Origin of the sequence: Desulfovibrio ferrophilus, assembly GCF_003966735.1 — a bacterium.
Taxonomy (GTDB): domain Bacteria; phylum Desulfobacterota; class Desulfovibrionia; order Desulfovibrionales; family Desulfovibrionaceae; genus Desulfovibrio_Q; species Desulfovibrio_Q ferrophilus.
Map to the genome: position 1 here is coordinate 961364 of NZ_AP017378.1, position 24892 is coordinate 986255.

The 24892-nt window shown below is 55.7% G+C and carries 20 protein-coding genes; 9 read left to right on the forward strand and 11 right to left on the reverse strand.

Annotated elements, in window-relative coordinates; translation table 11 throughout:
* Position 1: 1 nt before the first annotated feature.
* From glyS to EL361_RS04530, 6 genes are all read left to right on the forward strand, one after another.
* Positions 2–2092, forward strand: a complete 2091-nt coding sequence (gene glyS / locus EL361_RS04505) for a glycine--tRNA ligase subunit beta (RefSeq protein ID WP_126377038.1) — start codon at positions 2–4, stop codon at positions 2090–2092.
* Between the two features lie 319 nt (positions 2093–2411).
* Entirely contained in the window at positions 2412–2675 is a 264-nt protein-coding gene (gene rpsT / locus EL361_RS04510; protein ID WP_126377040.1) for a 30S ribosomal protein S20, read from the forward strand.
* A 170-nt stretch (positions 2676–2845) separates the two neighbouring features.
* On the forward strand, positions 2846–4210 hold the full coding sequence (gene trkA / locus EL361_RS04515) for a Trk system potassium transporter TrkA (protein ID WP_338031060.1): 1365 nt from the start codon (positions 2846–2848) through the stop codon (positions 4208–4210).
* 1 nt (position 4211) lies between these two features.
* Positions 4212–5660 (forward strand): TrkH family potassium uptake protein, encoded by a 1449-nt coding sequence (locus tag EL361_RS04520; protein ID WP_126377043.1) that lies wholly within the window; start codon positions 4212–4214, stop codon positions 5658–5660.
* A 301-nt stretch (positions 5661–5961) separates the two neighbouring features.
* Positions 5962–7326: a TrkH family potassium uptake protein gene (locus EL361_RS04525; protein ID WP_126381287.1), complete on the forward strand. Its 1365-nt coding sequence runs from the start codon at positions 5962–5964 to the stop codon at positions 7324–7326.
* A 174-nt stretch (positions 7327–7500) separates the two neighbouring features.
* Entirely contained in the window at positions 7501–8163 is a 663-nt protein-coding gene (locus EL361_RS04530; protein ID WP_126377045.1) for a potassium channel family protein, read from the forward strand.
* Positions 8164–8338: 175 nt separating this feature from the next.
* On the opposite strand, the gene EL361_RS04535 is transcribed toward EL361_RS04530, so the two are convergent.
* The 7 genes from EL361_RS04535 to EL361_RS04565 form a co-directional block, all read right to left on the reverse strand.
* Positions 8339–9193 (reverse strand): menaquinone biosynthetic enzyme MqnA/MqnD family protein, encoded by an 855-nt coding sequence (locus EL361_RS04535; RefSeq protein ID WP_172961634.1) that lies wholly within the window; start codon positions 9191–9193, stop codon positions 8339–8341.
* Positions 9194–9621: 428 nt separating this feature from the next.
* Positions 9622–10287, reverse strand: coding sequence for an adenylate kinase (locus EL361_RS04540; protein ID WP_126377049.1), 666 nt, complete (start codon positions 10285–10287; stop codon positions 9622–9624).
* Between the two features lie 121 nt (positions 10288–10408).
* Entirely contained in the window at positions 10409–11443 is a 1035-nt protein-coding gene (gene tilS, locus EL361_RS04545) for a tRNA lysidine(34) synthetase TilS (protein ID WP_126377051.1), read from the reverse strand.
* A 159-nt stretch (positions 11444–11602) separates the two neighbouring features.
* Positions 11603–11938, reverse strand: a complete 336-nt coding sequence (locus tag EL361_RS04550; protein ID WP_126377053.1) for a hypothetical protein — start codon at positions 11936–11938, stop codon at positions 11603–11605.
* 89 nt (positions 11939–12027) lie between these two features.
* Positions 12028–13413 carry a glutamyl-tRNA reductase gene (hemA, locus tag EL361_RS04555; RefSeq protein WP_126377055.1) on the reverse strand — a complete coding sequence of 462 codons (1386 nt, stop codon included), beginning with the start codon at positions 13411–13413 and terminating at the stop codon, positions 12028–12030.
* Positions 13414–13422: 9 nt separating this feature from the next.
* Positions 13423–14244 (reverse strand): cytochrome C assembly family protein, encoded by an 822-nt coding sequence (locus EL361_RS04560; RefSeq protein WP_126377057.1) that lies wholly within the window; start codon positions 14242–14244, stop codon positions 13423–13425.
* Positions 14231–14908, reverse strand: coding sequence for a precorrin-2 dehydrogenase/sirohydrochlorin ferrochelatase family protein (locus EL361_RS04565; RefSeq protein ID WP_126377059.1), 678 nt, complete (start codon positions 14906–14908; stop codon positions 14231–14233). Before EL361_RS04565 ends, EL361_RS04560 begins: the two co-directional genes overlap by 14 nt.
* Before the next feature lie 139 nt (positions 14909–15047).
* Here EL361_RS04565 and EL361_RS04570 point away from each other — a divergent pair, with 139 nt between their 5' ends.
* The 3 genes from EL361_RS04570 to EL361_RS04580 are packed head-to-tail and all read left to right on the forward strand — an operon-like array spanning position 15048 to position 18815.
* On the forward strand, positions 15048–16337 hold the full coding sequence (locus EL361_RS04570; protein WP_126377061.1) for a glycosyltransferase family 9 protein: 1290 nt from the start codon (positions 15048–15050) through the stop codon (positions 16335–16337).
* Positions 16334–17629 (forward strand): CgeB family protein, encoded by a 1296-nt coding sequence (locus EL361_RS04575; protein WP_232034873.1) that lies wholly within the window; start codon positions 16334–16336, stop codon positions 17627–17629. The genes EL361_RS04570 and EL361_RS04575 overlap by 4 nt, the downstream gene beginning before the upstream one ends.
* Positions 17630–17645: 16 nt before the next feature.
* Positions 17646–18815, forward strand: a complete 1170-nt coding sequence (locus EL361_RS04580; RefSeq protein ID WP_126377063.1) for an alanine racemase — start codon at positions 17646–17648, stop codon at positions 18813–18815.
* Between the two features lie 6 nt (positions 18816–18821).
* On the opposite strand, the gene EL361_RS04585 is transcribed toward EL361_RS04580, so the two are convergent.
* The 4 genes from EL361_RS04585 to EL361_RS04600 all read right to left on the reverse strand — a co-directional run bounded on the left by EL361_RS04585 (position 18822) and on the right by EL361_RS04600 (position 24550).
* Positions 18822–19871: an HDOD domain-containing protein gene (locus EL361_RS04585; protein WP_172961635.1), complete on the reverse strand. Its 1050-nt coding sequence runs from the start codon at positions 19869–19871 to the stop codon at positions 18822–18824.
* A 141-nt stretch (positions 19872–20012) separates the two neighbouring features.
* On the reverse strand, positions 20013–21254 hold the full coding sequence (locus tag EL361_RS04590) for a replication-associated recombination protein A (protein ID WP_126377067.1): 1242 nt from the start codon (positions 21252–21254) through the stop codon (positions 20013–20015).
* Entirely contained in the window at positions 21247–21966 is a 720-nt protein-coding gene (locus EL361_RS04595; RefSeq protein WP_126377069.1) for a 16S rRNA (uracil(1498)-N(3))-methyltransferase, read from the reverse strand. Before EL361_RS04595 ends, EL361_RS04590 begins: the two co-directional genes overlap by 8 nt.
* 76 nt (positions 21967–22042) lie before the next feature.
* Positions 22043–24550 (reverse strand): ABC transporter substrate binding protein, encoded by a 2508-nt coding sequence (locus tag EL361_RS04600; RefSeq protein WP_172961636.1) that lies wholly within the window; start codon positions 24548–24550, stop codon positions 22043–22045.
* Between the last annotated feature and the right edge of the window lie 342 nt (positions 24551–24892).

Sequence of the window (24892 nt, forward strand, 5' to 3'; positions counted from 1 at the left end):
AATGTCGAAATTCATTCTTGAGATAGGCACCGAGGAACTCCCGGCGCGATTTTTTCCCAGATTGTCCGATGATTTGGGGAAGGCAGTTGAAAAGGGCCTGAGCGAGGCTCTGATCGAATATGGAACCGTTGAGACCTTTACCACGCCGCGTCGCGTGGTGGTCATGGTCGACGATGTGGCTCAGACCCAGCGTAGCGAGGAAGAGCTTGTCTCCGGCCCGCCGAGGCGCATCGCCTATGGCGAGGACGGTCAGCCCACCAAGGCCGCACTGGGCTTTGCCAAGACCCAGAACGTGGATATCGCAGACTGCTTTATTCAGGAAACGGGAAAGGGTGAATACCTGGCCGTGAAAAAGACCATGGGGGGCGGCAACAGTATCGACCTGCTTGCGGGCATCTGCGCAGCCGCCATTTCCGGCTTGCAGTTCCCCAAGAAGATGCGTTGGGGCTCTGGTGACTTTGGTTTTGGTCGTCCCATCCAGTGGTTATTGGCTCTGCTTGATGAACAGGTTGTTTCCTTCGAGTTGGCCGGAGTCAAGTCCGGTCGTCAGACTTGGGGACACCGGGTTCATGGCGCGGGCCCCTTTGATGTCTCTACCGCAGCCGACTATCAGAATGTCGTTCGGGACCAGTGCAAGATTGTCCTCAGCCGCGACGAGCGTAGCGAGACTATCCGCAAGGAGGCCGACGAGTTGGCCGCTGCTGCGGGCGGTTCCGTGGTCTGGAAGGAGAGCCTGATGGTCGAGGTCGTTGGCCTGGTGGAGACCCCCGTGGTCATCATGGGCGATTTCGATCCGTCGTTCCTCGAGGTACCGCGCGAAGTCCTGCTGTCCAGCATGGAAGGGCACCAGAAGAGCTTTGGTGTAGAGGCCTCGGATGGCTCTCTGCTGCCGCATTTTATCTCCACCCTGAACCTGGAGCCCAAGGACCGTTCTCTGGTCAAAAAGGGATGGGAGCGCGTACTGCGCGCCCGCCTGGAGGACGCACGTTTCTTCTGGAAGGCGGACCTGGACGCCAAGGTGGACGACTGGCTGGCCAGCCTGGATAACGTAATCTATTTGAAGGGTCTGGGCAGCATGGGTGATAAAACTCGCCGCCTGGAGACCCTGTGTGGTGCCTTGGGTTCGCAGATCGATTCGAACCTGAAAGAAGATGCCGCCCGTGCCGGACGTTTGTCCAAGGCCGATCTTGTTTCCGAGATGGTTGGTGAATTCGACGAGCTTCAGGGCCTTATGGGCGGGATTTATGCTGAAAAGCGTGGCGAGCCCCAAGCCGTAGCCGACGCCCTGTATCAGCAGTACCTGCCCGCAGGCCCCAATAGCCCGGTTCCCACAAGTCTGTTCGGAGCGATCTTGTCCATGGCGGACAAAGCCGACTCCATGGCTGGTTGTTTCGGGCTGGGTAAGGTGCCGACAGGTGCCAACGATCCTTATGCTTTGCGTCGTGCTGCTCTGGGTATCATTCGCATCATCCTGGCTTTTGATCTCAAGATCGATCTGGGTGAGTTGCTGAAGGCCGCGCAGGACACCTATAAAGGGATCAATTGGAAGCTGGAGCCCGAAGAGATTCACACGCAGCTCATGGACTTCTTTGCCGGTCGTCTGAAGGCCTACTTTACGGGCAAGGGCTATGAGACCCTGGTTGTCGAGGCAGCTCTGGGAGCCGGATTCACTGATTTGTGTGCGTTGGCTCGACGGGTCGAAGCCTTGGCGGAATTCAGCCGCCGTGATGACTTCGGACAGGCTGTTCTGACCTTTAAGCGTGCCGCCAATATCATCATCAAGCAGGGCAACGCTGATGGCGTTGAACTGACCGGCGGATATGATCCCACATTGTTCGAGGATGACCAGGAAAAGGCTTTGGCCGCACGCCTGGACGAAATAGGTCCCACTTGGGACAAGCTCTGGGCCGAGGCGGACTTTGCTAGCCTGCTGGGCTTGCTGGGTGAGCTTCGACCGGATGTGGACGCCTTCTTTGATGGCGTGATGGTCATGTGTGAAGACGAGACCCTGCGTCTGAATCGCCTGAATCTGTTGCAGGCTTTGGTGTCCCGTTTGGGTCGGCTGGCTGATTTTTCAGCTTTGCAGGTGTAGCAGACTGTTGAAAAACGGATGATTGCTGTGTTGCTTCGGATAACTCTAAGCCTCGCGTATTATGCAGATACGTGTCGGCATTGAGTTATCCTTGCGCCTTTCACTCATCCATTTTTGAACAGCCTGAATAAAAGGTGTTACCTTTTTTTGCGCTCAGGATTTTTCCGGAGTTGCTACTTTGGCAGAAGGCTCGATATTGACTGTTTGCAAAGATCGGGCATAATGACTTGACAAGAGTGTGGGGAATAGATAATTCACTGCTCCCCACTGTTGAGGACAATGAGATAATCATTGTGTAATTTTTTTGGAGGAAAAGACATTGGCTAACCACAAGTCCGCAGTTAAGCGGCATCGCCAGAGCCTGAAGCGGAATGAGCGCAACCGCGCCGTTAGGACTCGTATCAAGAACGTGGTCAAGGCTGTGCGCCAGGCCGTGGAAGAGAATAACGTCGAGCAGGCTCAGGCCGCTCTTCTGACTGCTACTTCCGTCCTGGACAAAGCTGCTACCAAAAAGGTGATCCACAGCCGTCAGGCTGCTCGACGGATCTCCCGCCTGAACCTGGCCGTTAACAAGCTCGGCTAGCTTTAGCAAACCGATTCGGCAATTCAGCCCACCCGCGAAAGTGTGGTGGGCTTTTTGCGTTGGACAACTTTTGGACATTGTTGTCGGGCCTCTGAGACTGGATTTACCCGTGTAATTCCTATACAGAAGAAAAGCGGCTTGAGCCGTTTTGGATGAACCAGCAAAGCGAGATGTCATTGAAGGTTATCATCATCGGCGCGGGTGAGGTCGGTTATCATATCGCCCGTCGTCTTTCTGCAGAAGCCAAGGATGTCGTGATCATCGATAGGGACCCAAAAGCCCTGAAACGGATCATTGAATCCATTGATGTTCAGATCATTGAAGGGTCAGGCTCGGTCCCCGGAATCCTGCAAAGCGCCGGTATTGATGAAGCCGACGTGCTGTTGGCCGTGACGGATTCAGACGAGATCAATATCATTGCCTGTACTTTTGCCTCGGCACTGGCCCCGGATATCGTCAAGCTGGCTCGTATCCGCAACGACGAATACGTCAATGTGGGAGAGCACAGTGTCAAGACATTGCTGAATATCGACAAGACCATCAACCCCGATGTTGAAGTGGTCAAGGCTATTGAGCAGGCCGTTACCGTTCCTCAGGCTTCTGAAATAATTGATTTTTCCGGAGGCAGAGTCAAGCTTGTAGGCTACAGGATCGGTGAGAGTTCCGTGGTCGGGCGCAAGCTGATCCATTTGCCCGAGCTGATGCAGGGGCTCTCCGTCATCATCGCAGCCATTGTACGCGGTGAGAAGCTGATCATTCCTTCGGGTGAAGACGTCATCGAGCAAGATGATCTCGTCTATTTCGTGTGCATGGAAGACCGGGTGCATGACATCATGGCCAGTCTTGGGAGCAAGGCGGAGCCAGTCAAAAGTCTGTTGATCATCGGCGGAGGCGATATCGGGTTTCGTCTGGCGCAACGCCTTGAAAGAAGCTACCACGTCCGCTTGGTGGAGAATGATGCCGATCGCTGCCAATGGCTGGCTCAGAGTCTGAATCGTGCCATCGTGCTGCATGGTGATGGCCGGGATCAGGATCTGCTCCAAGAAGAAAACGTGAAAGATATGGATATGGTGGTCAGCCTGACCGGAGACGAGGAGACCAATATCCTGACGTCTCTGCTGGCCAAGAGCCTGGGAGCCAAGAGAGCGGTCACACGGATCAACAAGTTTGCCTATTTCCCGCTGGTGCGGGCCATCGGTATCGAGAACATCGTCAGTCCGCGTCAGAGCGCGGTCAATTCCATCCTGCAATACATGCGCAAGGGTATGGTTATCTCCGCCGCCTCCATCAGGGGCGACGAGGCCGAAGCCCTGGAAGCCATCGTGCCGGAACATTCGGACCTTGTGGGCAAGGCCATCAAGGATTTGAAGCTGCCCAAGGGCGCGCTCATCCTGACCATCCAGCGCGCAGGCGAAATCGTATTCCCCTCCGGAGACGCAGTGATTGAACCCGGTGATCGCATCGTCATCCTGTCCACACGCAAGACCATCAGCCGCATCGAGAAACGACTCGAGGTCAAGTTGGAGTCGGTTTAAGATGCGCTGGCAATACACCCTCTACGTGGTTGGAGCGCTTCTCGTTTCCATTGGCATGACCATGCTCCTGGCTTTGGGCTGGTCGGTGTACTATGGAGATTCCGCTATCATGCCGCTCATGGAGTCGATTCTTATTACTCTGAGCATCGGTGGGGGCATGTTCCACATCTTCCGTAACCCGGAAGCTCCAGCCATGAACCACCGCGAGGGCATGGCCATTGTCGCCATCGGCTGGATCGCCGCCGCGCTTATGGGGGCGTTGCCGTTCTGGTTTGCCGGGACATTTGCGACGTTTACCGACTGCTTCTTTGAATCGATGTCCGGCTTCACCACCACCGGAGCCAGTGTGCTTTCGGATATTGAGGCCCTGCCACGGGGTATTCTGTTCTGGCGTTCACTCACGCACTGGCTGGGTGGTATGGGAATTATCGTGCTTTCCCTGGCCATCCTGCCTTTTCTGGGCGTTGGCGGCATGCAGCTGTACAAGGCCGAGGTGCCTGGGCCTGTGGCCGAGAAGCTGAAGCCCCGCATCAAGGACACAGCCATGTTGCTGTGGAAGGTCTATCTGCTGTTTACGGTTTTGCAAACGGTGCTTTTACTGTTGGGGGGTATGGATTTGTTCGAATCCCTGTGCCACACCTTCGGGACAATGGCCACGGGGGGCTTTTCCACACGCAATACTTCCATCGCTGCTTATGACAGTGTGTATTTCGACACGGTCATCACCATCTTCATGCTCATTGCCGGAGCGAACTTTACCCTGCATTACAACGTGCTTCGGGGACGCCCGGCGGTCATGTTCCGTGACCCTGAATTCAAGTTCTTCATGAGTATTTTCGTTATTTTTACCCTGGCTTCCACCATCAGCATCTGGGGCAATAACTACGAATCCCTCGGTGATGCGCTGCGGTTTGCCTCTTTCCAGGTGGCATCCATCATGACCACCACAGGCTATGCCACGGCGGATTATGAAATCTGGACACCGCTGCCTCAGGCGTTGCTCCTGTTGCTCATGTTTCTGGGCGGTTGCGCCGGTTCCACCGGGGGCGGCATCAAGTGCATGCGCATCATGCTGCTGCTGAAGCTGGCCTATCAGGAGCTGTTCAGGCTCATCCATCCGCGCGCCGTGACCCGAGTCAAGTTGGGACGCCACAATGTTGAACCCGAGGTTCTGTCGTCCATCACTGGGTTCTTCATGCTCTTTCTGGGTCTGTTCATTCTCTCATCGTTCCTGCTGGCGGCCATGGGAGTGGATGTGGTTACAGCCTTCTCCGCGGTGGTTGCCAGTATCGGCAACATCGGCCCCGGTCTGGGCGGTGTCGGCCCAACGGATAACTATGCGCATTTGCCCATGATGGGGAAATGGCTGCTGGTCTTCTGCATGCTCTTGGGACGCCTGGAGATTTATACCGTAATCATTCTGTTCGTTCCCGAGTTTTGGCGCAAATAGCGCGGCGTTCGGTCGGACTGGCCTATCGTCGGCTGATTCGGCTGGGCGTGTGCTGCGTCAGTTTGCATCGCGATAGCTTTGCTATCCCTGTTTCGGCTTTCTTGTCTGAACGCCGAATCTCTTCGCCTTAATGCGTGGAACATCCTCCCTCGCGCCGCGTGTGGGCATATGAGGGTAAAGAAGGAGAGAAGAGGGCAGGGCTTTTATTGTTTCTGACGAGGTTACTTCGGCTGATTATGCACGAGGGTGCCTCATCTCGATACGTTTACACCTCGCTGGGTTAGGCGTATATCCCGTGACCATGAGGCTCTTCAAACACGGTTCCCCTTCTTTGATGCTCATTATGGGCTTTGCGCTGACCATTGTGGTCGGCACGGCCTTGCTCCTGCTTGATGCCTGCCGAGCAGGGGGAGAGTTGTCTCTGGTGGACGCCTTGTTCACCGCCACGTCCGCCGTGTGTGTCACCGGGCTTGCCGTGGTGGATACGGGGTCCTTTTTCTCTTCCACGGGGCATGTGGTGCTTCTGGGGCTCATTCAGCTGGGTGGCCTGGGCATCATGACCTATTCCAGCATGGTCTTTCTGCTCTGGCGGCAGCGTGTTTCGTTATCCGACCGGTTGGCCGTGCGCCAGACCTTGCTGCATGACCCGTCCTTCAACATGGCGACGTTTTTGCGACAGGTCGTTTTGGCCTGCTTGCTTCTGGAATTGTTGGGAGCAGCGTGTCTGTATCTGTTCGATTCCGAGTCCTTTCCCCCGTTCTCTGCGCTGTTCCATGCTGTTTCCGCCTTTTGCAACGCGGGTTTTTCCTTGCAGGGCGATAGCCTTGTGGCCTGGAAGGATCACGCCGGGATCAATCTGACCTTCATGGCTTTGATCATATTGGGTGGGCTTGGGTTTGCCGTGCTTTTGGAATTGGCCGAACGCATCGGCCGCATCCGCCTGCGGGATAGAGCTTCGCTTCCCGCCCGCTTGTCCTGGCACAGCCGCATCGTGCTGACCACGAGCTTCATGCTCATTGCGGGCGGGGCATTGGCAATCTATCTGGCTGAGTTTTCGTTGCATCAGGGCCAGTTCTCCCATGCCGAGGAGTTTTTGGCCTCGGTGTTCCAGTCCGTGACCTGCCGGACCGCCGGATTCAACACCATGAATATTGGTGGACTGACCAATATTTCCCTGCTGGTGATGATGGGCCTGATGTTTGTGGGCGGCTCGCCCGGTTCCTGTGCGGGCGGCGTCAAGACCACGACCTTCCGAGCCTTGCTGGCCTTTTGTCTGGCGCGCTTGCGCGGGCGCAGGCAGTCGGTCGTGGCACGTCGTTTTGCCCTGGATGAGGCCAGCATGAACGATGCCCTGACGCTGATCATGTTCGGCATGGTCATTATCGGTGTAGCCGCGCTGGTGCTGTCCATTACCGAAGTCGGGGCTGTGCCCCATAATCAGACACGTGGTTTGTTTCTGGAACTTTTGTTCGAATGCGTCAGCGCCTTCGCTACAGTGGGCCTGTCCACAGGAGTAACACCCAATCTGACCGTCACCGGCAAGCTGGTGATCACGGTGCTGATGTTCATTGGGCGTTTGGGGCCCATCGTATTTATTTCCCTGCTGCATGACCTGCAACGCACGGAGCGGTTTATGTGGCCTGAGAAGCGTCTCCCCATGGGGTAATAGGCTGCTGAAAAATATACATTTGCGGCGTTGTTTCGATAAATTCAAAACCTCACGTACCCTAAGTACGCTTCGGCCTTGAATTGAGCTCACGCCTTGCAACTGCACATTTTTGAACAGCCTATTCGTAGAGAATGTAAAAGAAAGAAGTGAGTGGGAATAGGGAGAAAGTCGATGTTGAATAAGCTTGAAATCGGTGTGATCGGTCTGGGGAAGTTCGGTTTCTTCGTGGCTCAGCGGTTGATGGAACTGGGGCATCAGGTGGTCGGTCTGGATGGTAATCCCGATAATGTGCGCCGCGCTCAGGAAGCATTGACCCAGGTCTATCAGGGCGATGCCACGGACAAGAAAGTTCTGGAACAGCTGGGATTCGCCGAGTTCAACAATGTCGTTGTCAGCGTCGGCTCCGCCATGGAGGCCAGCATCCTGATCTGCCTGCACCTCAAGGAAATTGGGGTGGAGAAGGTCTGGATCAAGGCCATTTCCTGGGAGCATGAAAAGGTGCTGCGCAAGATCGGTGCGGACGAGGTCTTTTTCCCGGAGCGCTTCGGAGCCCATCAGGTGGCCTTGCAGCTCACCAACCCCGGTCTCATCGAATACATGCAGTTCGGTCAGGGCGTACTGATGCAAAAGCTCACCGTGGACGAGTGGGCGGGCAAGGCATTACGCGATTTGGATTTGACCAAGAAATTTAGGGCGCAGGTCGTTGCCGTTCGCAAGGCAGGATCTCCCGAAAACGACTTTACCTATCTGCCCAGCGCGGATGACGTGCTGAATAAGGGCGATGAGTTGGTTGTTATTGTGCAGGAGGAGATGTTGGAGAAGCTCAAACCCTGACAAACGACACCAGAAAAAGCGATTGCGTTGTTACGTCGAAAAAAACAGGACCTCATGTATTCTTGATACACATCGGTCCTGTTTTTTCTTGTGCCTAGCACTCGCATCTTCTGGTGCCGTTTGACGCCCTTTGTGGGAAGATGCTTTAAAGAAATTATGCGGAAAAATTACGATTCTACAATGCCCAACTCAGACCCGGCATTCCTTCGATAAGACCCAGACGGGTGCAGTAGTCACCGAACAGCGCCAGAGAGGCCATTTCCTGCGGGCCAAGGTCATAACCCAGAGTGGAGAGGTAGTTCTCCACGCCGTTCCGGTCGATCCAGGGTTTGATGCCCGGCAGTTCAGCGATCTCGTCGATGGACTCGTGGCAGGACGCCTTGCAGTGCATCAGAGCGGCGTGAACGTCGCCCAGCAGCTCCATTTGCCTCTCATTCAGTCCCCGCCGTACAATCCACACCGCAAACACGAAGGGCAGTCCCGTGTGGCGCATCCACTCGTCGGCCAGATCAATGATCTGCCAGCCTTCTGGCGGGTTCAGGTAGTTGCGAAGGGCATGGTTGCCGATCTCCAGAAAAGGGCGCTCAAAATCCAGGCCGGTGCCCGGTTCGATGTCCTGCCAGTCAGCTTCGGGCAGCTTCCAGAAATACTTCCAGAGCACCTTGAGCAGCGCCACGGAGCTGGCTGTGGCCTTGGTGATGCTGATGGTGTTGCCATGGGCTTGCATCCAGGCAGGCAGGTCTTCCAGTGGAGTGGGGCTGACCAGCAGTACACTCTTGACCGGGCCATGGGAGGCGGTGATGGAAAGGTCCGGCAGCAGGCAGTATTTCTCGGCATCATGCAGATACTCGAAAGCCGAGGCCGGGGCGGCATCCAATGTGCCCTTGGCCAGCATGGCGTTCATTTCCGAGGGATGCCCGGGAATGTACTCGATGGCTTCGGTGGTCGGGAAGATTCGCTTCAGATGATGGTAGAGGGGCAGCACGTTCAGATAGCTGATCTGCCCGATGCGCAGTGTGTGATTGCTCATGGGCTGTGGGTAGCTGAAAACTCCTTTCGATGGAAGGATTTTGTGCTGTTTTAAGCGTACTCTTTTGACAGAAAGTGGCCCTCGATGCCGGAGCATCGAGGGCCTTGATAATTATACCCAAGTGGAGAGTGTTAGCGAAACACAGCCAAATCCCAGAAGACCCGCGCAAACATAGAGTAGTGTGAGTTTTGGGAACCATTCAATGAGGGATGCCTTGCTCCAGTCGATCATTCAATCCTCGCTTGATTAATGGGGAAGGACGGGGCGGAATGGATGAATGGATTTTGGCAGAATGAATTTGATCAAGGTGTCGGGCAGGCGACGATTTCAGGGAAAATTGATGTCGCACAGAACAGAGCGATTTCAGTGAAAAAAAGGCCCTCAATGCCGAAGCATTGAGGGCCTGAAAGGCTCTATAACAAGATGAACTAGACGAGCTGGCCCATCAAGTATTCTTTGATCTCGTTGATACCCTGTTCGCCGTCGAGCTCGATGTACTTGTACTTGGCGCCGGGCATGTTCTTGTAGAACAGGCAGCCAGCCATGGTGCCGGTGGTCTCATCGTAGTAGATGTCGTGGCGCTTGTTGATGGCTTCCTCGTCCTGGTCGTCATCGCGGGAGGACAGGGCACCACCGCACACGCGGCACTTGTCGCCGTCGGGGGCGATTACAGCGATACCGATGTTGTTGGGGTGATTGGGGTTGTTCTCGCAGAGGCGACGACCCATGATGCGGTCCTTGGCGATCTGGCGGGGCAGTTTGATCTCGATGACGTAATCAAGAGCAACGCCGTCTTTCTCCAGAGCTTCCCACAGCTTCTCGGCCTGAACCAGGGAGCGGGGGAAACCGTCGAGCAGCCAGCCATTCTTGGACTCGCCAAGAACGTCCAGAACCATGGGGATGGTGATATCATCAGGGACGAGCTCGCCCTTGTTGATGTATTCTTTGGCCTTCATGCCCAGCTCGGTGCCGCCGCCGATGTGCTTGCGGAAGATGGCGCCGGACTCGATGTGATCGAGACCGTACTTGTCTTTGGCCAGGGTACCCTGGGTGCCTTTACCGGAGCCGTTGGGGCCGAAAATCAGAATATTCACGAGGTTTCCTCCTACAAAGTAAAAATTTCACAAAGCTAAGTATCCCCTGAATCTTCCGCTGTCAATGGCCGGAAGCCTGTTGGGGGCAAAGTTCCTGAGTTTTGGACGTGTTTTGCGGACCTTAACCCTCTGCATTGGGTTCAATTGAAAAATCAATTCCCCGGGCATTGACCTTTGCCTGCTTATTGCCTGGGAATTGGATTGTTTTGCCCCCTTCGCCGCTGGTGAAGGCCGTTTCCAGGCGATTCAGGCTGTCGGCCAGAGGTTGGCCGGGACCAAGGGCTTCCAGGCAGGCCTTGTACAGGCGCAGGCGCAGGGCTGCGGGCAGTTCGGTGAGGTGCGGGCGGGGAAGGAAAGTGGGGTCAGCCAGAGTCTTTAGTTGTTTTTGAACCTCTGCATCAAAGAATTCGCGGTCCTGGCGAGAGCTGCGCCACAGGCTGGCGACGGATTGCAGGAAATTAGGGTTTTCCTTGAGGAATAATGGCAGCAGAGAGTGCCTCATGCGGTTGCGCTGATAGGCTGGGTCCTGATTGGAGGCGTCTTCGACCCACGGCAGGGAGAGTTCGCGGGCAAGGGCTTCGATATCGGCGCGTGGGGTCATGAGTAGAGGGCGGATTAGGCCTCGTTCTGGATCGAAACAACGCATGCCGCCGAGTTGGGGCCAGCCAGAACCGCGAGTCAGGCGCATGAGTACGTCTTCGGCCAGATCATTGAGGTGGTGCCCCATGGCGATGAAACGGGCACCTGTCTCGGCCTGTACGCTTGTCAGAAAATTATAGCGGGCTTTGCGGGCGGCTTCCTCAATCCCTGTGCCGTTTGGGCACCTCGCGCCGACATCCACACGCCGGGCGGTGCCGGGCACACCCAAGGCTGTGCAGAAAGCCAGAGCGTGTTTGGCTTCGGCTGCGGATTCGGGGCGTAACCCGTGGTCCAGATGTGCGGCATGGACGGTACATCCCAAACGCGGGGCAAGGGCGTTCAAAACGGTGAGTAAAACGGCGGAATCCACCCCCCCGGAATAGGCGCAAACGATTGTGCTCCCGGAGAGGTCCAACCCCGGTTCCTCGCGCAGAAAACGCTCCACATCCAGACAGAAATGCGCCGCTGTTGGGGGCATTTCCTGCAAGGTGCGGGGCAGGCGATTGGGAACGGTCATGGAGATTCCGGTTTTTGGGATTATTATTCCACTGAGATCGTTCAAAAACTGGTCAGATGCTCGGCGCAAAAAACGTTCAAGCTCGCAGCGTATTCATTTATACGTAAGAGTTTGAACGTTTTGAGGCAACGAAGCAAATTGCTGTTTGTGGTTTTCCTGTTAGACGGGGATGTCCAACTCCTCGAACATGCCGTCCAAGGTGTCCATGCCCCAGGCACGCTGGGCAGCATCGGCGTAAGTAACGCAAGAGCAGCGCATGCGGCCTCGGGCGCGCACCAGGAGTTCCAGGGTGATGCTTTCCTCGCCGATCTCGATACCGAAGGCGTGCGGGCCACATTCGGGGGCGTGTTCGGCCTGTTCGGTCGAGAGCAGGTCTTCGGGCAGGTTCAGCCAGTAGATTCCACCCATGGAGGCCGCTTCGGTCTTGGAGGCGACGTGAGTCTGGAATCGTTCGATGTCGTCGGTATTGAGTTCGTCTACGATATATGCGCGCATTGAGGGGTCCTCGTCATCATGCGGCCATTACCAATGCACGGTGAGCCCTGCACATTGTTGAACAGCCTTGAGTTGATTCGTTCTTGTCTTTAGCCGTTGTTTTCTTCGCTGTCGCTCGCATCGCCCCCGTCCGGAGGCAACGTACAGTCGCGTCGCAGAGGGACAACATTTTTGCGTCTGGCGTGGGCATCGGTGGGAATCTGCTCATGGTCCAGATTGAACATGCGGCGGGTGGAATCGATGAAACGCCCGGCTTTGCCTTCTTCCTGGGTGCGACGTTTCAGGAAATTGATGGGCTCGTGGTAAAGCTTGTGCACCAGCGAGGTGACCAGGGTTTCCAGAGCTTCTTCAGTTTCCGGGGGCAGGTCCGGTCCGAGGCGTTTGAGTGTCTTGGCCAGTTCGCGGCGGCCGATGTCCTCGCCTTGTTCCAGCAGGTCCACGATGGTGGGCTTCAGGTCCAATGATTCCAGCCACAGGGCGAACTGTGCAGTTTCAGACTCGATAATGGCCTCGGCCTTGACGGCTTCCTCGCGGCGCTGAGCCAGGTTTTCCTCCACCACTTCCTTCAGGTCGTCGATGTCGTAGAGGTAGACGTTGTCCAGGGCGTTGACGTCGGGATCGATGTCGCGTGGTACGGCGATATCGATGAAGAACATGGGCCGGTTCTTGCGTGCCTTCAGGACGGGCTTGATGTCCTTGGCATGGATGATGGCCTCGGTGGCACCCGTGGACGAAATGATGATGTCGGCTTCGGGCAGGCGGCGCATGAGTTCGTTGAAGTGGATGGCCCGGCCATTGAACCGCCCGGCCAGTTCCTCGGCCCGGGTGAAGGTTCGGTTGGAGACCAGCACTTCCTTGATTCCTGCATTGACCAGATGCATGGCGGCTAGCTCGGCCATTTCGCCAGCACCGATGAGCAGGGCGGTGTTGTCGCCCATGTCACCAAAGATTTTTTTGGCCAGTTCCACGGCTGCGTAGCTGATGGAGACCGCCGATGAAGCAATGGCGGTTTCTGTGCGTACACGCTTGCCGACGGTAAAGGCCTTGTGCAGCAGGCGGTTCAGGACCACGCGTGAGGTGTTGTGCTCTACTGAATTGCGGTAGGCATCCTTCAGCTGACCCAGGATTTGCGGCTCGCCCATGACCATGGAATCCAGGCTGGAAGCCACGGTGAAGACGTGGTTCACGGCGTCCAGACCCTGGTGGATATAGACGTGGGGCGCAAGAGTGCCCACGCTGCCGCCGCAGGCCTTGGCCCAGAATTCGAGGATGACCTCGGGGGGGGTGCCTTGGTCGGCCACAGCCATGATTTCCACACGGTTGCAGGTGGAGAGCAGCACGGCTTCAGAGATCGGGCCGGTGTCTGTCACGAGTCCCTGCGCCCGAGGGTCACAGTCCGTCAGAGCATAAGACTCGCGGATTTCTACGCCCGCGGTCTTGTGATTGAGTCCGATGAGATAAAGTGTCTGATCCATAGGTCCGTACTAGAAATTATGGTGCGATTGGGTCAGGAAATTAACGCCAACAAGCGATGCGATGGAGAAAATGAAGACCAGCATCGCCAACTTGGCTGCCTTGCCACCACGCCAGCCCTGGGCCAGCCGTTGGTGGAACAAAAAGGCGTAAAGCATCCAGATAAGTAGAGAGACAATTTCCTTGGGGTCCCACGTGAGCAGTTTGCCCCAGGTGAAACGTCCCCAGACAAAGCCGGCCAGAAGTCCCACGGAGTAGAGTGGGAACCCCCAGTTCACAGCCCATTTATTAGCGAGGTCAAAGGTGTTCAGGCTGGGTAAATCTTTGCGGAAGCCAGCGAGCTTTTCCTTGGTTTTGATCTTTTTTTCGATGTGCAGAAACAGCGCCCCGGCGGCAAAGGCCATGGCCAGCAGCGAAATGCTCACGAACAGCGAGCCGATATGCAGCGTAAAGAACAGGCCCGAGAGATTGTCGGGCATTTTGACGACGCTGTCGGGCAGGGCGATGGAAGAAAGGTAGAGCAGCAGAGCCAGAGGCGAAGCCGCCAGCGCCATGAACTCCAGCTTTTTGCGCCAGGAGATGGTGAAAAAGACCAGAAGAACCACCCAGGCCATAAGGCTGAAATACAGTCCACCCTGAGTGAACGTCATGTGCTTGGTGCTGGCAAACATCAGGGCAATGCGCAGGGTGTGCAGGATGAACCCGCCGCCAGCGGTCAACCCGGCCAGGCGCATCAGCATGGGCTTGCGCCCCAGCATTCCCGCAGGATACAGGGCTGCGCCGGACAGATACAGTGCGACTACGGCAATCTCGATGAGATTAACAAATTCCATCCAACAACTCCGCAATGCGCCCGGAGAGTGACCCGGGCAGGATGTTCGCAAGTTCGGTTTCCACAGCCTGACGGTCATTGGATGCCAGCAGCGCCAGCAGATCCGAGGCGGTCAGGGAACGGAAGAGAGCGGTGTTCTCCGGGGTGGGGCGGCCCATCCCGAGTACCATGGGTCTGATACGCTCCATCAGTCGTAAAAACAAGCCGTAATGGGGGCCGAAGTGTTCTTCCATTTCGGCACGGATGCGTCGGGCCATGGCCGGGCTGGCCCCTCCGGTGGAAAAAGCAACGGTCAGTGGCCCTTGCTCCACGGTGCTGGGCACGAGGAAAGAGCTTTTTTCCGGGGCGTCAGCCAGGTTGATCAGAATCCCGCGTTCACGGGCCAGACAACCAATTTTGGCATTGAGCTTGGGGTTGGAGGTGCAGGCGAACACCAGATTGCGTCCTTCCAGGTCCGACGGGCGGAATTCGCGCTGCTCGAAATGAATGCCGGGAGCTTCGGCCAGGGTTGCCATTCGGGCCGAGGGAGCCTGAGAGTCCAGCACCAGCACTTTGTGGGCGCCGCAAGCTGCCAGGGTGCCAATTTTACGCAGGCCGACTTCGCCTGCCCCAATGACGAGGCAGGAAAGGTTCGAAGGAGCCAGAAACGCAGGATAATGTCGCATCGAGGTTACATAGCAGAACCATTGACTGCCTGCAAAAGAAGATAATGGAGATTCTCCCGCTGACAGGACCTTGCCCCGTTGCCCTATCTGCGATAGTTTCCGGGCAGTTGAACAATGCCCTCAGCAAGCGACGGAATCCATGCCTGACACTCCGGCCAAGCGCCATCTCGTGATCCAACTCGCCCGATTTGGCGACCTGATGCAGACCAAAAGGCTGATGGCTACGCTCATGGCCGAGCAGGGAGTTGAAGTGCATCTGGCTGTAGACCATTCTTTGGCTGAGCTGGCTGGGCTGGTCTATCCCGGGGTGGTAGTGCATCCCCTGACGGCTCATGCTTCGGGAGTGGAGACGGCGGCCCAGGCGGCCGCAGCCAATCTACCTGTGTTTGCCGAATTGCGCAGTCTGAAGTTCAAACGAGTCTACAATCTCAATTTTTCCGGCCTGAATGTCGCCGTTGCCGGCCTTTTCGATCCGACGACCGTCGTGGGCTATCGTCTGGAACACGGGCATGAACGGCGTGGGGTCTGGCAGGATATGGCGATGCGCTGGACGCGGCTTCGGCGTTTTGCCGGGCTGAATCTTGTGGATTTCTGGGGATTGTTTGCCCCACAAGCCGTGGCTCCGGGCGAGGTCAACCCCATTGCCCGCCGGGGTGGACGTGGTGTGGGCGTGGTGCTGGCGGGGCGTGAAACGCGTCGTTCTTTGGCTCCACAGGTGCTGTCCACCCTTGCCGCTGCAGTGACCCAGGGCATTCGTGCCGAGCGGGTCGTTCTGCTGGGTTCCAAAGCCGAACAGGGATTGGCCAAGGAAATGATGGCGACCATGCCGTCGGCCATTCGCTCAAGAACAGTGGATCAGGTGGGACGTACTGACTGGTCCGGGTTGATTGACGAACTGACCGATTTGGACGCCGTGTTAACTCCGGATACTGGAACAATGCACCTTGCCGCACATCTGGGTGTCCCTGTGCATGCCTTTTTCCTGTCTTCGGCCTGGTGTTGGGAAACCGGCCCCTACGGCATGGGGCACCGAGTCTGGCAAACAGCCGAGGACTGTGCCCCTTGTTTGGAATCCACCCCCTGCCCATATGATGTGAAATGCGCGGCCCCCTTTGCATCGCGGGATCTGATCCGGCACCTGTCGGGCAATCCGGCCTTCGAGGTACCAGAGGGATTGATGGGGCTGGTCAGTGGATTTGATGCGCTGGGTGTGGTCTATCGTCCTGTTTTGGGAGAGGATGCCCTCGCCTCACGCCGTTTGAAATTCAGACAGACGATAGGCTCCTGGCTGGGGCTATCCATGGGCGGAGATCCGGATCATGAATTGGCGCAGGAGTTGTTTGCAGAGGAGGATTGGATGCTGGACCGGGGTACGTTGCCAGAGAATCCTTTGGAGTTTTTCGAGCGAGCCGAGAGGAACCGAGCATGACCATGATTTCTGATATTCCCCCGGCGCGTCCATTGCGTGTCCTTGTTGTGTTACCCCTGTACGGCGGTTCATTGCCCGTAGGGCATTCCTGCGTGCGTGCGCTGAAGTCCATGGGCCATCTCGTGGATGTGTTCGAAGCCCCTGCTTTCCATCCTGCGTTTACGGCTCTGAAGGATTTATCCGTATCCTCCCAGAACTTGGGGCAGTTGGAAAATGGCTTCCTGCAGGTGGTCTCGCAGGCGATTTATTCCAAGGTAGAGAGCTTTGAACCGGACCTGGTGCTCTCTCTTGCTCAGGCCCCTTTGGCCGCGCAGACCCTGCGCAAGCTGCGCAAAGACGGGGTCGCCACAGCCATGTGGTTTGTGGAAGATTTCAGGATATTTACATACTGGAAGGGCTTTGCCCCGCTCTACGACACCTTTGCCATTATTCAGGAAGATCCGTTTTTTGAAGAGTTGGAAAAGGTGGGACAGCCCAACGCTGTGTATCTCCCTTTGGCTGCAGACCCCGACTTCCACATGCCCATGGAACTCTCCAGCGTGGACCGACGAACTTTTGGTTCGGATGTGTCGTTCATGGGGGCAGGATATCCCAACCGTCGCCAGGCCTTCCGGCAACTCATCAAATACGATTTCAAAATTTGGGGTACTGAGTGGGATGGAGATCCGACTCTGGAGCGCCATCTGCAATTTGATGGCAGGCGCATCAGTTCCGAGGAATGTGTAAAAATTTTCAATGCTTCCCGCATCAATCTGAATCTGCACTCCAGTGTGCAGTCGGATGAGTTGGTCAGCAAAGGTGATTTCGTGAATCCGCGGACCTTCGAGCTGGCTGCTTGCGGGGCGTTTCAACTGGTGGATGAACGGGGTTTGCTGTTCGATATGTTCCATTCTGATGAATTGGCGACCTTCGATAGTATGCCTGATTTGATTGAAAAAATTGATTATTATCTGGCTCACCCCGAAGAGCGGGCAGAGGTTGCCGAACGAGGGCGCACCAAGGTTCTGGCCGAGCATACGTACGCCCATCGCATGCAGACCCTGATCGATTTTATTGCTTCCCGTCGTCCTGGCTGGCCCACGCCACGACGCAAGGCCGTGGATGCCATGAGAGACTTCCCTCCGGAGTTGAAGGAGAAGCTGACCTCGCTTTTGGACAGGCTGGATCTGCCAGCTACAGTCTCCTTCGAGGATTTGATTGCCGTGGTCCGTCAGCAGAACGGTAAATTGTCGGACATCGAAACCGCGGTGTTGTTCCTTGATGAATGGAAGAAGCAATACGGTGGTAAATAGATCGAGGAGATAGGGGATGGACATTACCCATCTCCAGAGGATGTCAGTGCCTGATTTTGGCCCCTTTCCCCTAGATGTTGAGACACCGTGTGTCCTGGTGGATGGTGCGAGGCTTGCCGCAAATATTGAACGTGTGGCTGCCATTGGGCGTTGTCACCGTGTGGCCGTTCGCCCACATATCAAGACTCATAAGAGCGTGGATATTGCCCGGATGCAGATGCAGGCCGGAGCCTGCGGCGTGACTGCATCCAAGGTCGATGAAGCTTTGGTTTTTGTGCGGGCTGGAATCCCCAGCGTGACCTGTGCCTATCCTGTTCTTGACGGGGCCAAGTTGGACCGGCTGCTGGCTGTTGGTAGGGACTACGACTGTGACTTGCGTTGCCTGGCGGATTCGGACGCAGGAGTGACAGCTCTGCATCAGGCAGGTGAACGGGCTGGTTTGGTTATTCCGGTCTCTATGAAGATCGACGTGGGCCTTCACCGTTGTGGCGTGGCCGTGGACGATCCAGCATTGCTTCGATTGGCCTCCCGGGTTCATCATTCTCCGCATTTGGAATTTGTGGGGATTCTCTCCCATGCTGGGCAGGCTTACGCCGCCAAGGATAGCGCAGGTGTGTTGGCTGTGGCCCGTGCCGAGGCCACGCTGATGCGCCGAGCCAAGGCTTTATTGGAAGAGCACGGGGTGCCCGTGTCCGAGGTTAGCGTGGGGAGTACTCCCACGGTGTTGGCTTCGGATGACTATGAGGGGATTACGGAAATTCGTCCGGGAAATTACGTGTTCATGGATCGAACCCCGGTGCGCCTCGGATTGGCACAGCAAAGTGAAGTGGCATTGACCGTGTTGGCGACTGTGGTCAGCAAAAACGAGCAGTGGTTGATCATTGATGCCGGGTCCAAGACCCTGTCCAGCGACGGTGGGGCGCATGGGGCCGGTGCCACTGATTTTGGGCTGGCTTATCCTTTGGGAGCTGGTGGGGAGCTGGGTGCTCCTCTGGTCATAGGGCGACTTTCCGAGGAGCATGGCTGGATTATCAATGAAGGCGCGAACCTTGCCATTGGTGACAAGGTCCGCATTGTCCCCAACCATTCCTGCGTGGTTGTTAACCTCAGAGATCGGCTTGCACTGATGGGAGCCGGGGGCGAATTGAGGTCAATGAATATTGATGCCCGTGGCCTGATTCGATAATTCGTCCTAGTTTTTGCCCATTAATATTTCTACCATTTCATGCATCTTTCCCTCCAATCCACCGAGGGCATCTTTCAGCAATTCCGGCTTCATGCAGAGCGATGACCATGCGCCTTTTGATAAGGAAGGGCTCAGGGGAACATCTGAACTGGGAATAACCAGAGCCCGGGCAATGATGTCCGCCAAGTGCAGAATGCGCGCGCCTTCGGGATGAGTGGCCTCTTCGGGATGGTGATGGTGCGCAACGGCTTCCACGATTTGGTAGGGAATATTCCATTTGCGCAGAATCATGGCTCCGAAACGGGCATGGTCAAAACCCAGCACGGATTCTTCGGCAATGTGAGGGACACTGTGATGTCGGATGAGGTTCAGGGCCTCTGCGTGTCGGGGCAGGGCCTTGGCAATGGCCAGCTTGCCAATATCGTGCAGGAGTCCGGCCAGGAAATGTCGTTCCGGGTTAGGGAAATTGCACAGTGTTGCCAGTTCCTTGGCAATGACTCCTGTAGCCACACAGTGTTCCCAGTATACATCCATATTGAAATGTTTTGGGGGCATTTCATTGGCCATATTGAGAACCATGCGTCCCAGAGCCAGAGCGTGGAGTTGGGAGGTTCCGACAATGGAAACTGCGCGCGGGATCGAGTCAATCTTGGACGGGAAATTGTAGAAGGCGCTGTTTACGATATGCAAAAGAATAGTCGACAGGCTGGGGTCCAAGCTGATGACGTCGGCTACATTCTGGGCCGAGGAACTCGGGTCGGAAGTGACACGTTCGAGTTGAACAGCGACTTCGGGCATGGCTGGTAGTGAGACACTCTCGGCTAAAGTGGCCATGTCGGGCTTTTCAAGGTGCACTTTCGATTGCTGTACGCCATTGACCACGGGGAGATAATCCTTGGGACGGACGTTCATCTCTTTGGCGAGTGCCGGGATGCCAACGGCCAAAAGCATGGTCGTCAGGGGATGATCCAGATCATGGTTGCGCATGATTGATTTCAGGAACTTTTCGGCACGTTCCGTGGTCTGCGATACGACAATGGGAGTCTCATCTGGCATGGGCTTCTCCTTGCGGTGGAGCCTGAGGATCATATAGCGCACCGCACACGTGGTTTTCTAATCATACAATGCCCATTGAGGAGGAGAAATGCAAGGCAATTGGGTGACTTCCTGTCGAGAAGAAAGGAAGGGATAGGCTGTTTACTTGTTGCGGGTCAGGCTTTTCCACCAGGCAGCCAGACGAGGCTCCTGGCCCTCTCCTCTGGGGCGGTAGAAGCTTTTCCCCTGGACTTCGTCCGGGAGGTATTGCTGGGGAACCCATCCCCCTTGGTAATCGTGCGGGTATTGGTAGCCTTGTTTGTAGCCCCAATCCTTTTGGAGTTTGGTCGAGGCGTTACGCAAATGCATGGGCACAGGTTTGGTCCCGTTTTTGCGAATTTCAGCAGAGGCATGGCGATAGGCCATGTAGGTGGAGTTGCTTTTCTTTGCCAGAGCCAGATAGACAGCCGTCTCAGCCATGGGGATGAAGCCTTCGGGCATTCCAACGAATTCCACGGCCTGCTGACAGGCCACAGCCATCTGAAGTGCCTGAGGGTCGGCCAAGCCGATGTCCTCCCCTGCAGAGAGAATCAGACGCCGGGTCACAAAGCGCGGGTCCTCGCCACTTTCCATCAAACATGCCAGATAGTAGACCGCAGCGTCAGGGTCTGAACCCCGGATCGATTTGATGAGGGCGCTGGCGAGTTCATAGTGCGAATCACCATCCCTGTCCCCACGGATCACCATGTCCGGGAGGAGAGCATGCAAACCGTCGGGTTGACGGTTTTCCTCGGGCATCTGTGAAGTATATTCCACAAGATTCAGCAAGGTTCGGGCATCGCCGTGGCTTACTGAAGTCAGAACTTCAAGGCTTTCGACGGGGATGTCGGCCCTCAGGGCCTGTGCTCCGCGTGTGGCAATCTCCTGTAACTCGGGGCGGGACAGGGCGCGAAGTTTATGCACGTGCAGGCGCGAAAGCAGCTGGCGAGTAACCGAAAAAGAGGGGTTTTCGGTGGTGGTTGCCAACAGGATGATTTCGCCGGATTCCAGAATGGGCAGGAAGAAGTCCTGTTGCGCCTTGGAGAAACGGTGCAATTCATCCAGAATCAGCAGGCGTATGCCTTTGATGCGCTTGCGCAGTTCGGCCAGACCGGCCTCAGGGGCGGAGACTCGCAGGTAGGGCAAGCCACTTTCCATGGCCATCAGCAGGGCCAGGGTTGATTTTCCACAGCCTGGAGGGCCGAAGTACAGTTGGCTGGAGAGATGATCGGCCTTGCCCATGGCCTCGAGCTTGGTCCTGATGTGGGATTGACCAATAAAATCTTCAAATTTGCGGGGTCGGATTTTGTCGGCCAGAGGTTGACCTGCCGGTGGATCATGAGGATTTCTGGGATTCTCAAGCATGTTGGCCTCCCCACCAGAACAGAGACAACGTCGTCAGGGCGGCGGTCTCCCAACGTAAAATGCTGGGGCCGAGGCTGATGGGGGTAAAACCGGCATCCATCAGGGCCTGGGCCTCGCTTGGGGCGAAACCGCCTTCGGGGCCGAGCACGCACAGGGCATCACCAGAGGCTGTGACCTCGGCAGGTGACAGAGGCGCCCCAGCGGTGCGGTCTTCATGCAGCAGGTAAGTCCGTTCGAAGTTCTTGCCTGCTTGAATTAATTCACTGACTCCGCCAGGCAAGGTCTTGAGCTCCGGGAGCAGAGGGTTACCGCATTGCTTGGCTCCTGCCAGCAGTTTGCCGGACCATGTCTCCTTGGGGGCATTAGGTACGCGCCCCTGGCTGTGTTCAGCCTGCCAGAACCAGAGGCCCCCTGCACGAAGTTCAACGGCCTTTTCCAGCAACCAGCCACGGCGCAGACCTTTGGTCCAGCCCATTGCCAGAACGATCCTCGGTGATTGAGGTGACACTTCGCTGAGAGACAACGGGGTCAGAGAAACCCGACTTTTTGTCACGGAGTCCACTCGGAACGTCCCCTCGTGGCCCACGCCATCGATGAGGTGCACTTCGGCACCTGGGCCAAGGCGCAGCACCCGGGACAGGTGATGAGCTTCCTGTCCTGTCAGGGCATAAGGTTCGCACCAGGATTCGGAATCGAGGAAAAAGGTTTTCATGCTGTTTTTCTACGCAGTTCAAGGGTCAATGGACTGCTGGTTTTCTAGCCCGCACAGCAGCGGAGAGCAACCGTTTTCAGGAAGAAGGACGGTCCTTGGGAAGTCGGATAAAGAAGATTGCCCCCTGACCGGGGCGGGAACGCACCGTAAAGGTTCCCATGTGGTTTTGGGTAATGATGAAATAGGAGACAGAAAGGCCCAGTCCGGTGCCAACTCCTGGAGCTTTGGTCGTGAAGAACGGCTCGAAGACTCGCTTTCTGACTTCCGGGTCCAGACCCGGGCCGTTGTCCTGAACTTCGATGCGAACAAAGTCACGCTCCTCGCGTGTACGCAGGGTGATGCAGGGAAGATGTGGCATGTCCGTCCAGCCTGCAATGGCCTGTGCTGCATTCTTGAGCAGGTTCAGGAGCACCTGTTCGACCTCGGTGGTGGTGACTGGAACTTGGGGCAAGTTCTTGGAGTAGTCTTTAACGATCTCGATTTTCTTGAAATCATACAGTTTCTTGAGGTCGTAGTCGCTTGCAGCCAGGTTAAGCACCGTGTCGATCAGGGCATTGATGTCCATGGGAGCCAGCTGTGATTCGCTTTTGCGCGAGAAGTCCAGCATGTTGCGGATGATGGTTGAGGCTCTGATGGCAGACTCCCGGATGCCTTCCAGCATCTGGTCTATGCGCCTTGCCTTCAGGTATGCGGAGATGCCTTCCAGAGTGATATTGTTTTCGGCTGCCGCCTTTAAGTTTGCTTGCAATTGAGGCGAGATACGCCGTTCAACATTCTGGATTCCCTGAAGGATCGCCCCAAGGGGATTGTTCAATTCATGAGCCATGCCTGCAGCCATACCGCCGACGGTCATCATCTTTTCGGTTTGGATCATGATTTCTTCGATGCGCACACGTTCGGTCACATCGTCGATTCGGATCACGGCTCCTCCTCGACCATCGGTCAGCAGGGGGGAGACAGTGATGTCCTCATATCGGATCTGCTTATCGGACTGGAAGGGGATTTTTGAACCCTGATAGTTCTTTTGCTCTACAATGGCTTTAGTGATGTCCTCGCGGGAGATGTTAAGTATTGGCAACACATCGAACAAGTCCATGCCTTGGGCTTTGTCAGCCGCAATCCCTGTTTCCATTTCTGCCTGTCTGTTCCAGTGGAGGACTTTGCATGCCGGGTCAACGCCAACGACCAAAGATGGTTGGGAGTCGATGAGATCCTGAATAAATCTTTGGGAATGCTGGAGGTAGTCCTCTGCAAGTTTTCTGTCGGTGATGTCCATGGAGACGCATAGCACTGCATGTTCACCAGTACGTGATGCCACGTAAGGCAGTTTGGTGGTCTGCGTCCAGATGGTCCTGTCTTTCAGTTTGCGGGCTTCTTCGGGGATAAACAGGCTTTGCCCCTTGGTGATCACTAGCCTGTCTGATTCCAGCGTTTTTTGGGCTTGAGCAGGGACCGGGTGAATATCCATCAGGAGTTTCCCCGTGAGTTCATCGACGGTTGTTCCCAACCGCTTGGCGACGGCTTTGTTGACGAGCAGGAATCTGCCCTCTGCATCGCGGGCCGAAATGGCGTGGGGGATGGTGTCGATGATCTGGCGCAGACCGGCCTCACTCTTTTCGAGTTCTCCCTGGATTCGTTTGCCCCGCGATACCGCGATCAACAGTGCGATGATGATTCCCATCATGAATATGAGCAGGATGGCGAGGCCAATGATTCTGGCCTTGTGTTGTTCGTAGATGGAAACAGGTCTGTTAATGACGACGCTGCCTTCGGGAAGGTCGGATGTCTTGATTTTAAAGCGGGACATGATTTCAAAGTCAAACATGGGAATAGCCGGTGGGGTGGTGACCACCGGCATATTTTCCATGGGTTCGCCAGAAAGAATGCGCAAGGCTAGCTGGGCGGCTGTTTTTCCTTGGGCCTTACTTGTGGTCATATTGCCACCCACTATGCCATGGCCCAGAGTGAAATCCCACGTGCCGTATACGGGCACGGAGGAAACGGCGCTGATTAGACGCGGAGCTTCATCATACTCAAAAAACTGGCCTGTGCTGTCGCGAAAGAAAAGCGTTAGGAGAAGAATGTCTCCCTTTTTGAGTTCTTTGATCGCCGAGAGCAATTCGCGGATGTTTAGACTGTCCCAGATAACAAAATCCATGTCCGGGTAGCGGTTGGCTGTTACGCGTTCTGCCTCGGCGCGCATTAATTGTCCCGTTGTCGTCCTGTCGGTGATCATGACGATTCGCCGTACGTTGGGATGGATTTTGCGGATCAGTTTGATGCTGCCTTCCAAGTCGGCATCTTCTCGAATACCGGTATAGAGAGGGAAGCCGTCGAGGTCTTCGGACCTCAAATAGTTGATGCCGCAAAAGACGACAGGGGTGTTGGGGAATAATTCATCCCGCTTAGCACGGATGAAATCGAACGCGTTGTTATCCGATGCGATGACCAGATCATAGCGCATATGTTTGAATTTCAGGCTCAAATAGTCGGAGAGCAATTTCTGGTAGCTCGGGGTGAAAATGCGTTTTGTGTCCATGTATTCATGGTGCAGGGTAATGGCCTGTTGGCGGGACAAAAGCACGGATTCTATACTTGTGACAATTTCATCGCTCCATTTGAATCCTCGATGATAGGAATTAAGAATCAAGACGCATTTTGGTTTTACCAAGGGCGTGAGAGCTTGGGGTGCTTCAGTTGCAAGCGCAGTTTTCGACATAAGTAGAAATCCGCCATACAGGCAGATTCCTAGGATTATGAGCAGGGTTCTGGCAGCGGAGCAGAGGAGAGTTCTCAACGCCTTTTGATGGTACATTGATGTTGATTCCTGTTCGATTATGGCCGTTAGCTGCATGGTTCAGTATGCCATTAAACCGGTTCAAAATTCAAGATGATTAAGAGATTGGCTGTTTGTCTCTTCTTGGTC

Excerpts from the sequence above, each read along its gene's own strand:
- glyS (WP_126377038.1), top strand. The coding sequence starts at position 2 with ATGTCGAAATTCATTCTTGAGATAGGCACCGAGGAACTCCCGGCGCGA.
- trkA (WP_338031060.1), top strand. The coding sequence starts at position 2,846 with ATGTCATTGAAGGTTATCATCATCGGCGCGGGTGAGGTCGGTTATCAT.
- EL361_RS04520 (WP_126377043.1), top strand. The coding sequence starts at position 4,212 with ATGCGCTGGCAATACACCCTCTACGTGGTTGGAGCGCTTCTCGTTTCC.
- EL361_RS04525 (WP_126381287.1), top strand. The coding sequence starts at position 5,962 with ATGAGGCTCTTCAAACACGGTTCCCCTTCTTTGATGCTCATTATGGGC.
- EL361_RS04530 (WP_126377045.1), top strand. The coding sequence starts at position 7,501 with ATGTTGAATAAGCTTGAAATCGGTGTGATCGGTCTGGGGAAGTTCGGT.
- EL361_RS04535 (WP_172961634.1), bottom strand. The coding sequence starts at position 9,193 with ATGAGCAATCACACACTGCGCATCGGGCAGATCAGCTATCTGAACGTG.
- tilS (WP_126377051.1), bottom strand. The coding sequence starts at position 11,443 with ATGACCGTTCCCAATCGCCTGCCCCGCACCTTGCAGGAAATGCCCCCA.
- EL361_RS04550 (WP_126377053.1), bottom strand. The coding sequence starts at position 11,938 with ATGCGCGCATATATCGTAGACGAACTCAATACCGACGACATCGAACGA.
- hemA (WP_126377055.1), bottom strand. The coding sequence starts at position 13,413 with ATGGATCAGACACTTTATCTCATCGGACTCAATCACAAGACCGCGGGC.
- EL361_RS04560 (WP_126377057.1), bottom strand. The coding sequence starts at position 14,244 with ATGGAATTTGTTAATCTCATCGAGATTGCCGTAGTCGCACTGTATCTG.
- EL361_RS04565 (WP_126377059.1), bottom strand. The coding sequence starts at position 14,908 with ATGCGACATTATCCTGCGTTTCTGGCTCCTTCGAACCTTTCCTGCCTC.
- EL361_RS04570 (WP_126377061.1), top strand. The coding sequence starts at position 15,048 with ATGCCTGACACTCCGGCCAAGCGCCATCTCGTGATCCAACTCGCCCGA.
- EL361_RS04575 (WP_232034873.1), top strand. The coding sequence starts at position 16,334 with ATGACCATGATTTCTGATATTCCCCCGGCGCGTCCATTGCGTGTCCTT.
- EL361_RS04580 (WP_126377063.1), top strand. The coding sequence starts at position 17,646 with ATGGACATTACCCATCTCCAGAGGATGTCAGTGCCTGATTTTGGCCCC.
- EL361_RS04585 (WP_172961635.1), bottom strand. The coding sequence starts at position 19,871 with ATGCCAGATGAGACTCCCATTGTCGTATCGCAGACCACGGAACGTGCC.
- EL361_RS04590 (WP_126377067.1), bottom strand. The coding sequence starts at position 21,254 with ATGCTTGAGAATCCCAGAAATCCTCATGATCCACCGGCAGGTCAACCT.
- EL361_RS04595 (WP_126377069.1), bottom strand. The coding sequence starts at position 21,966 with ATGAAAACCTTTTTCCTCGATTCCGAATCCTGGTGCGAACCTTATGCC.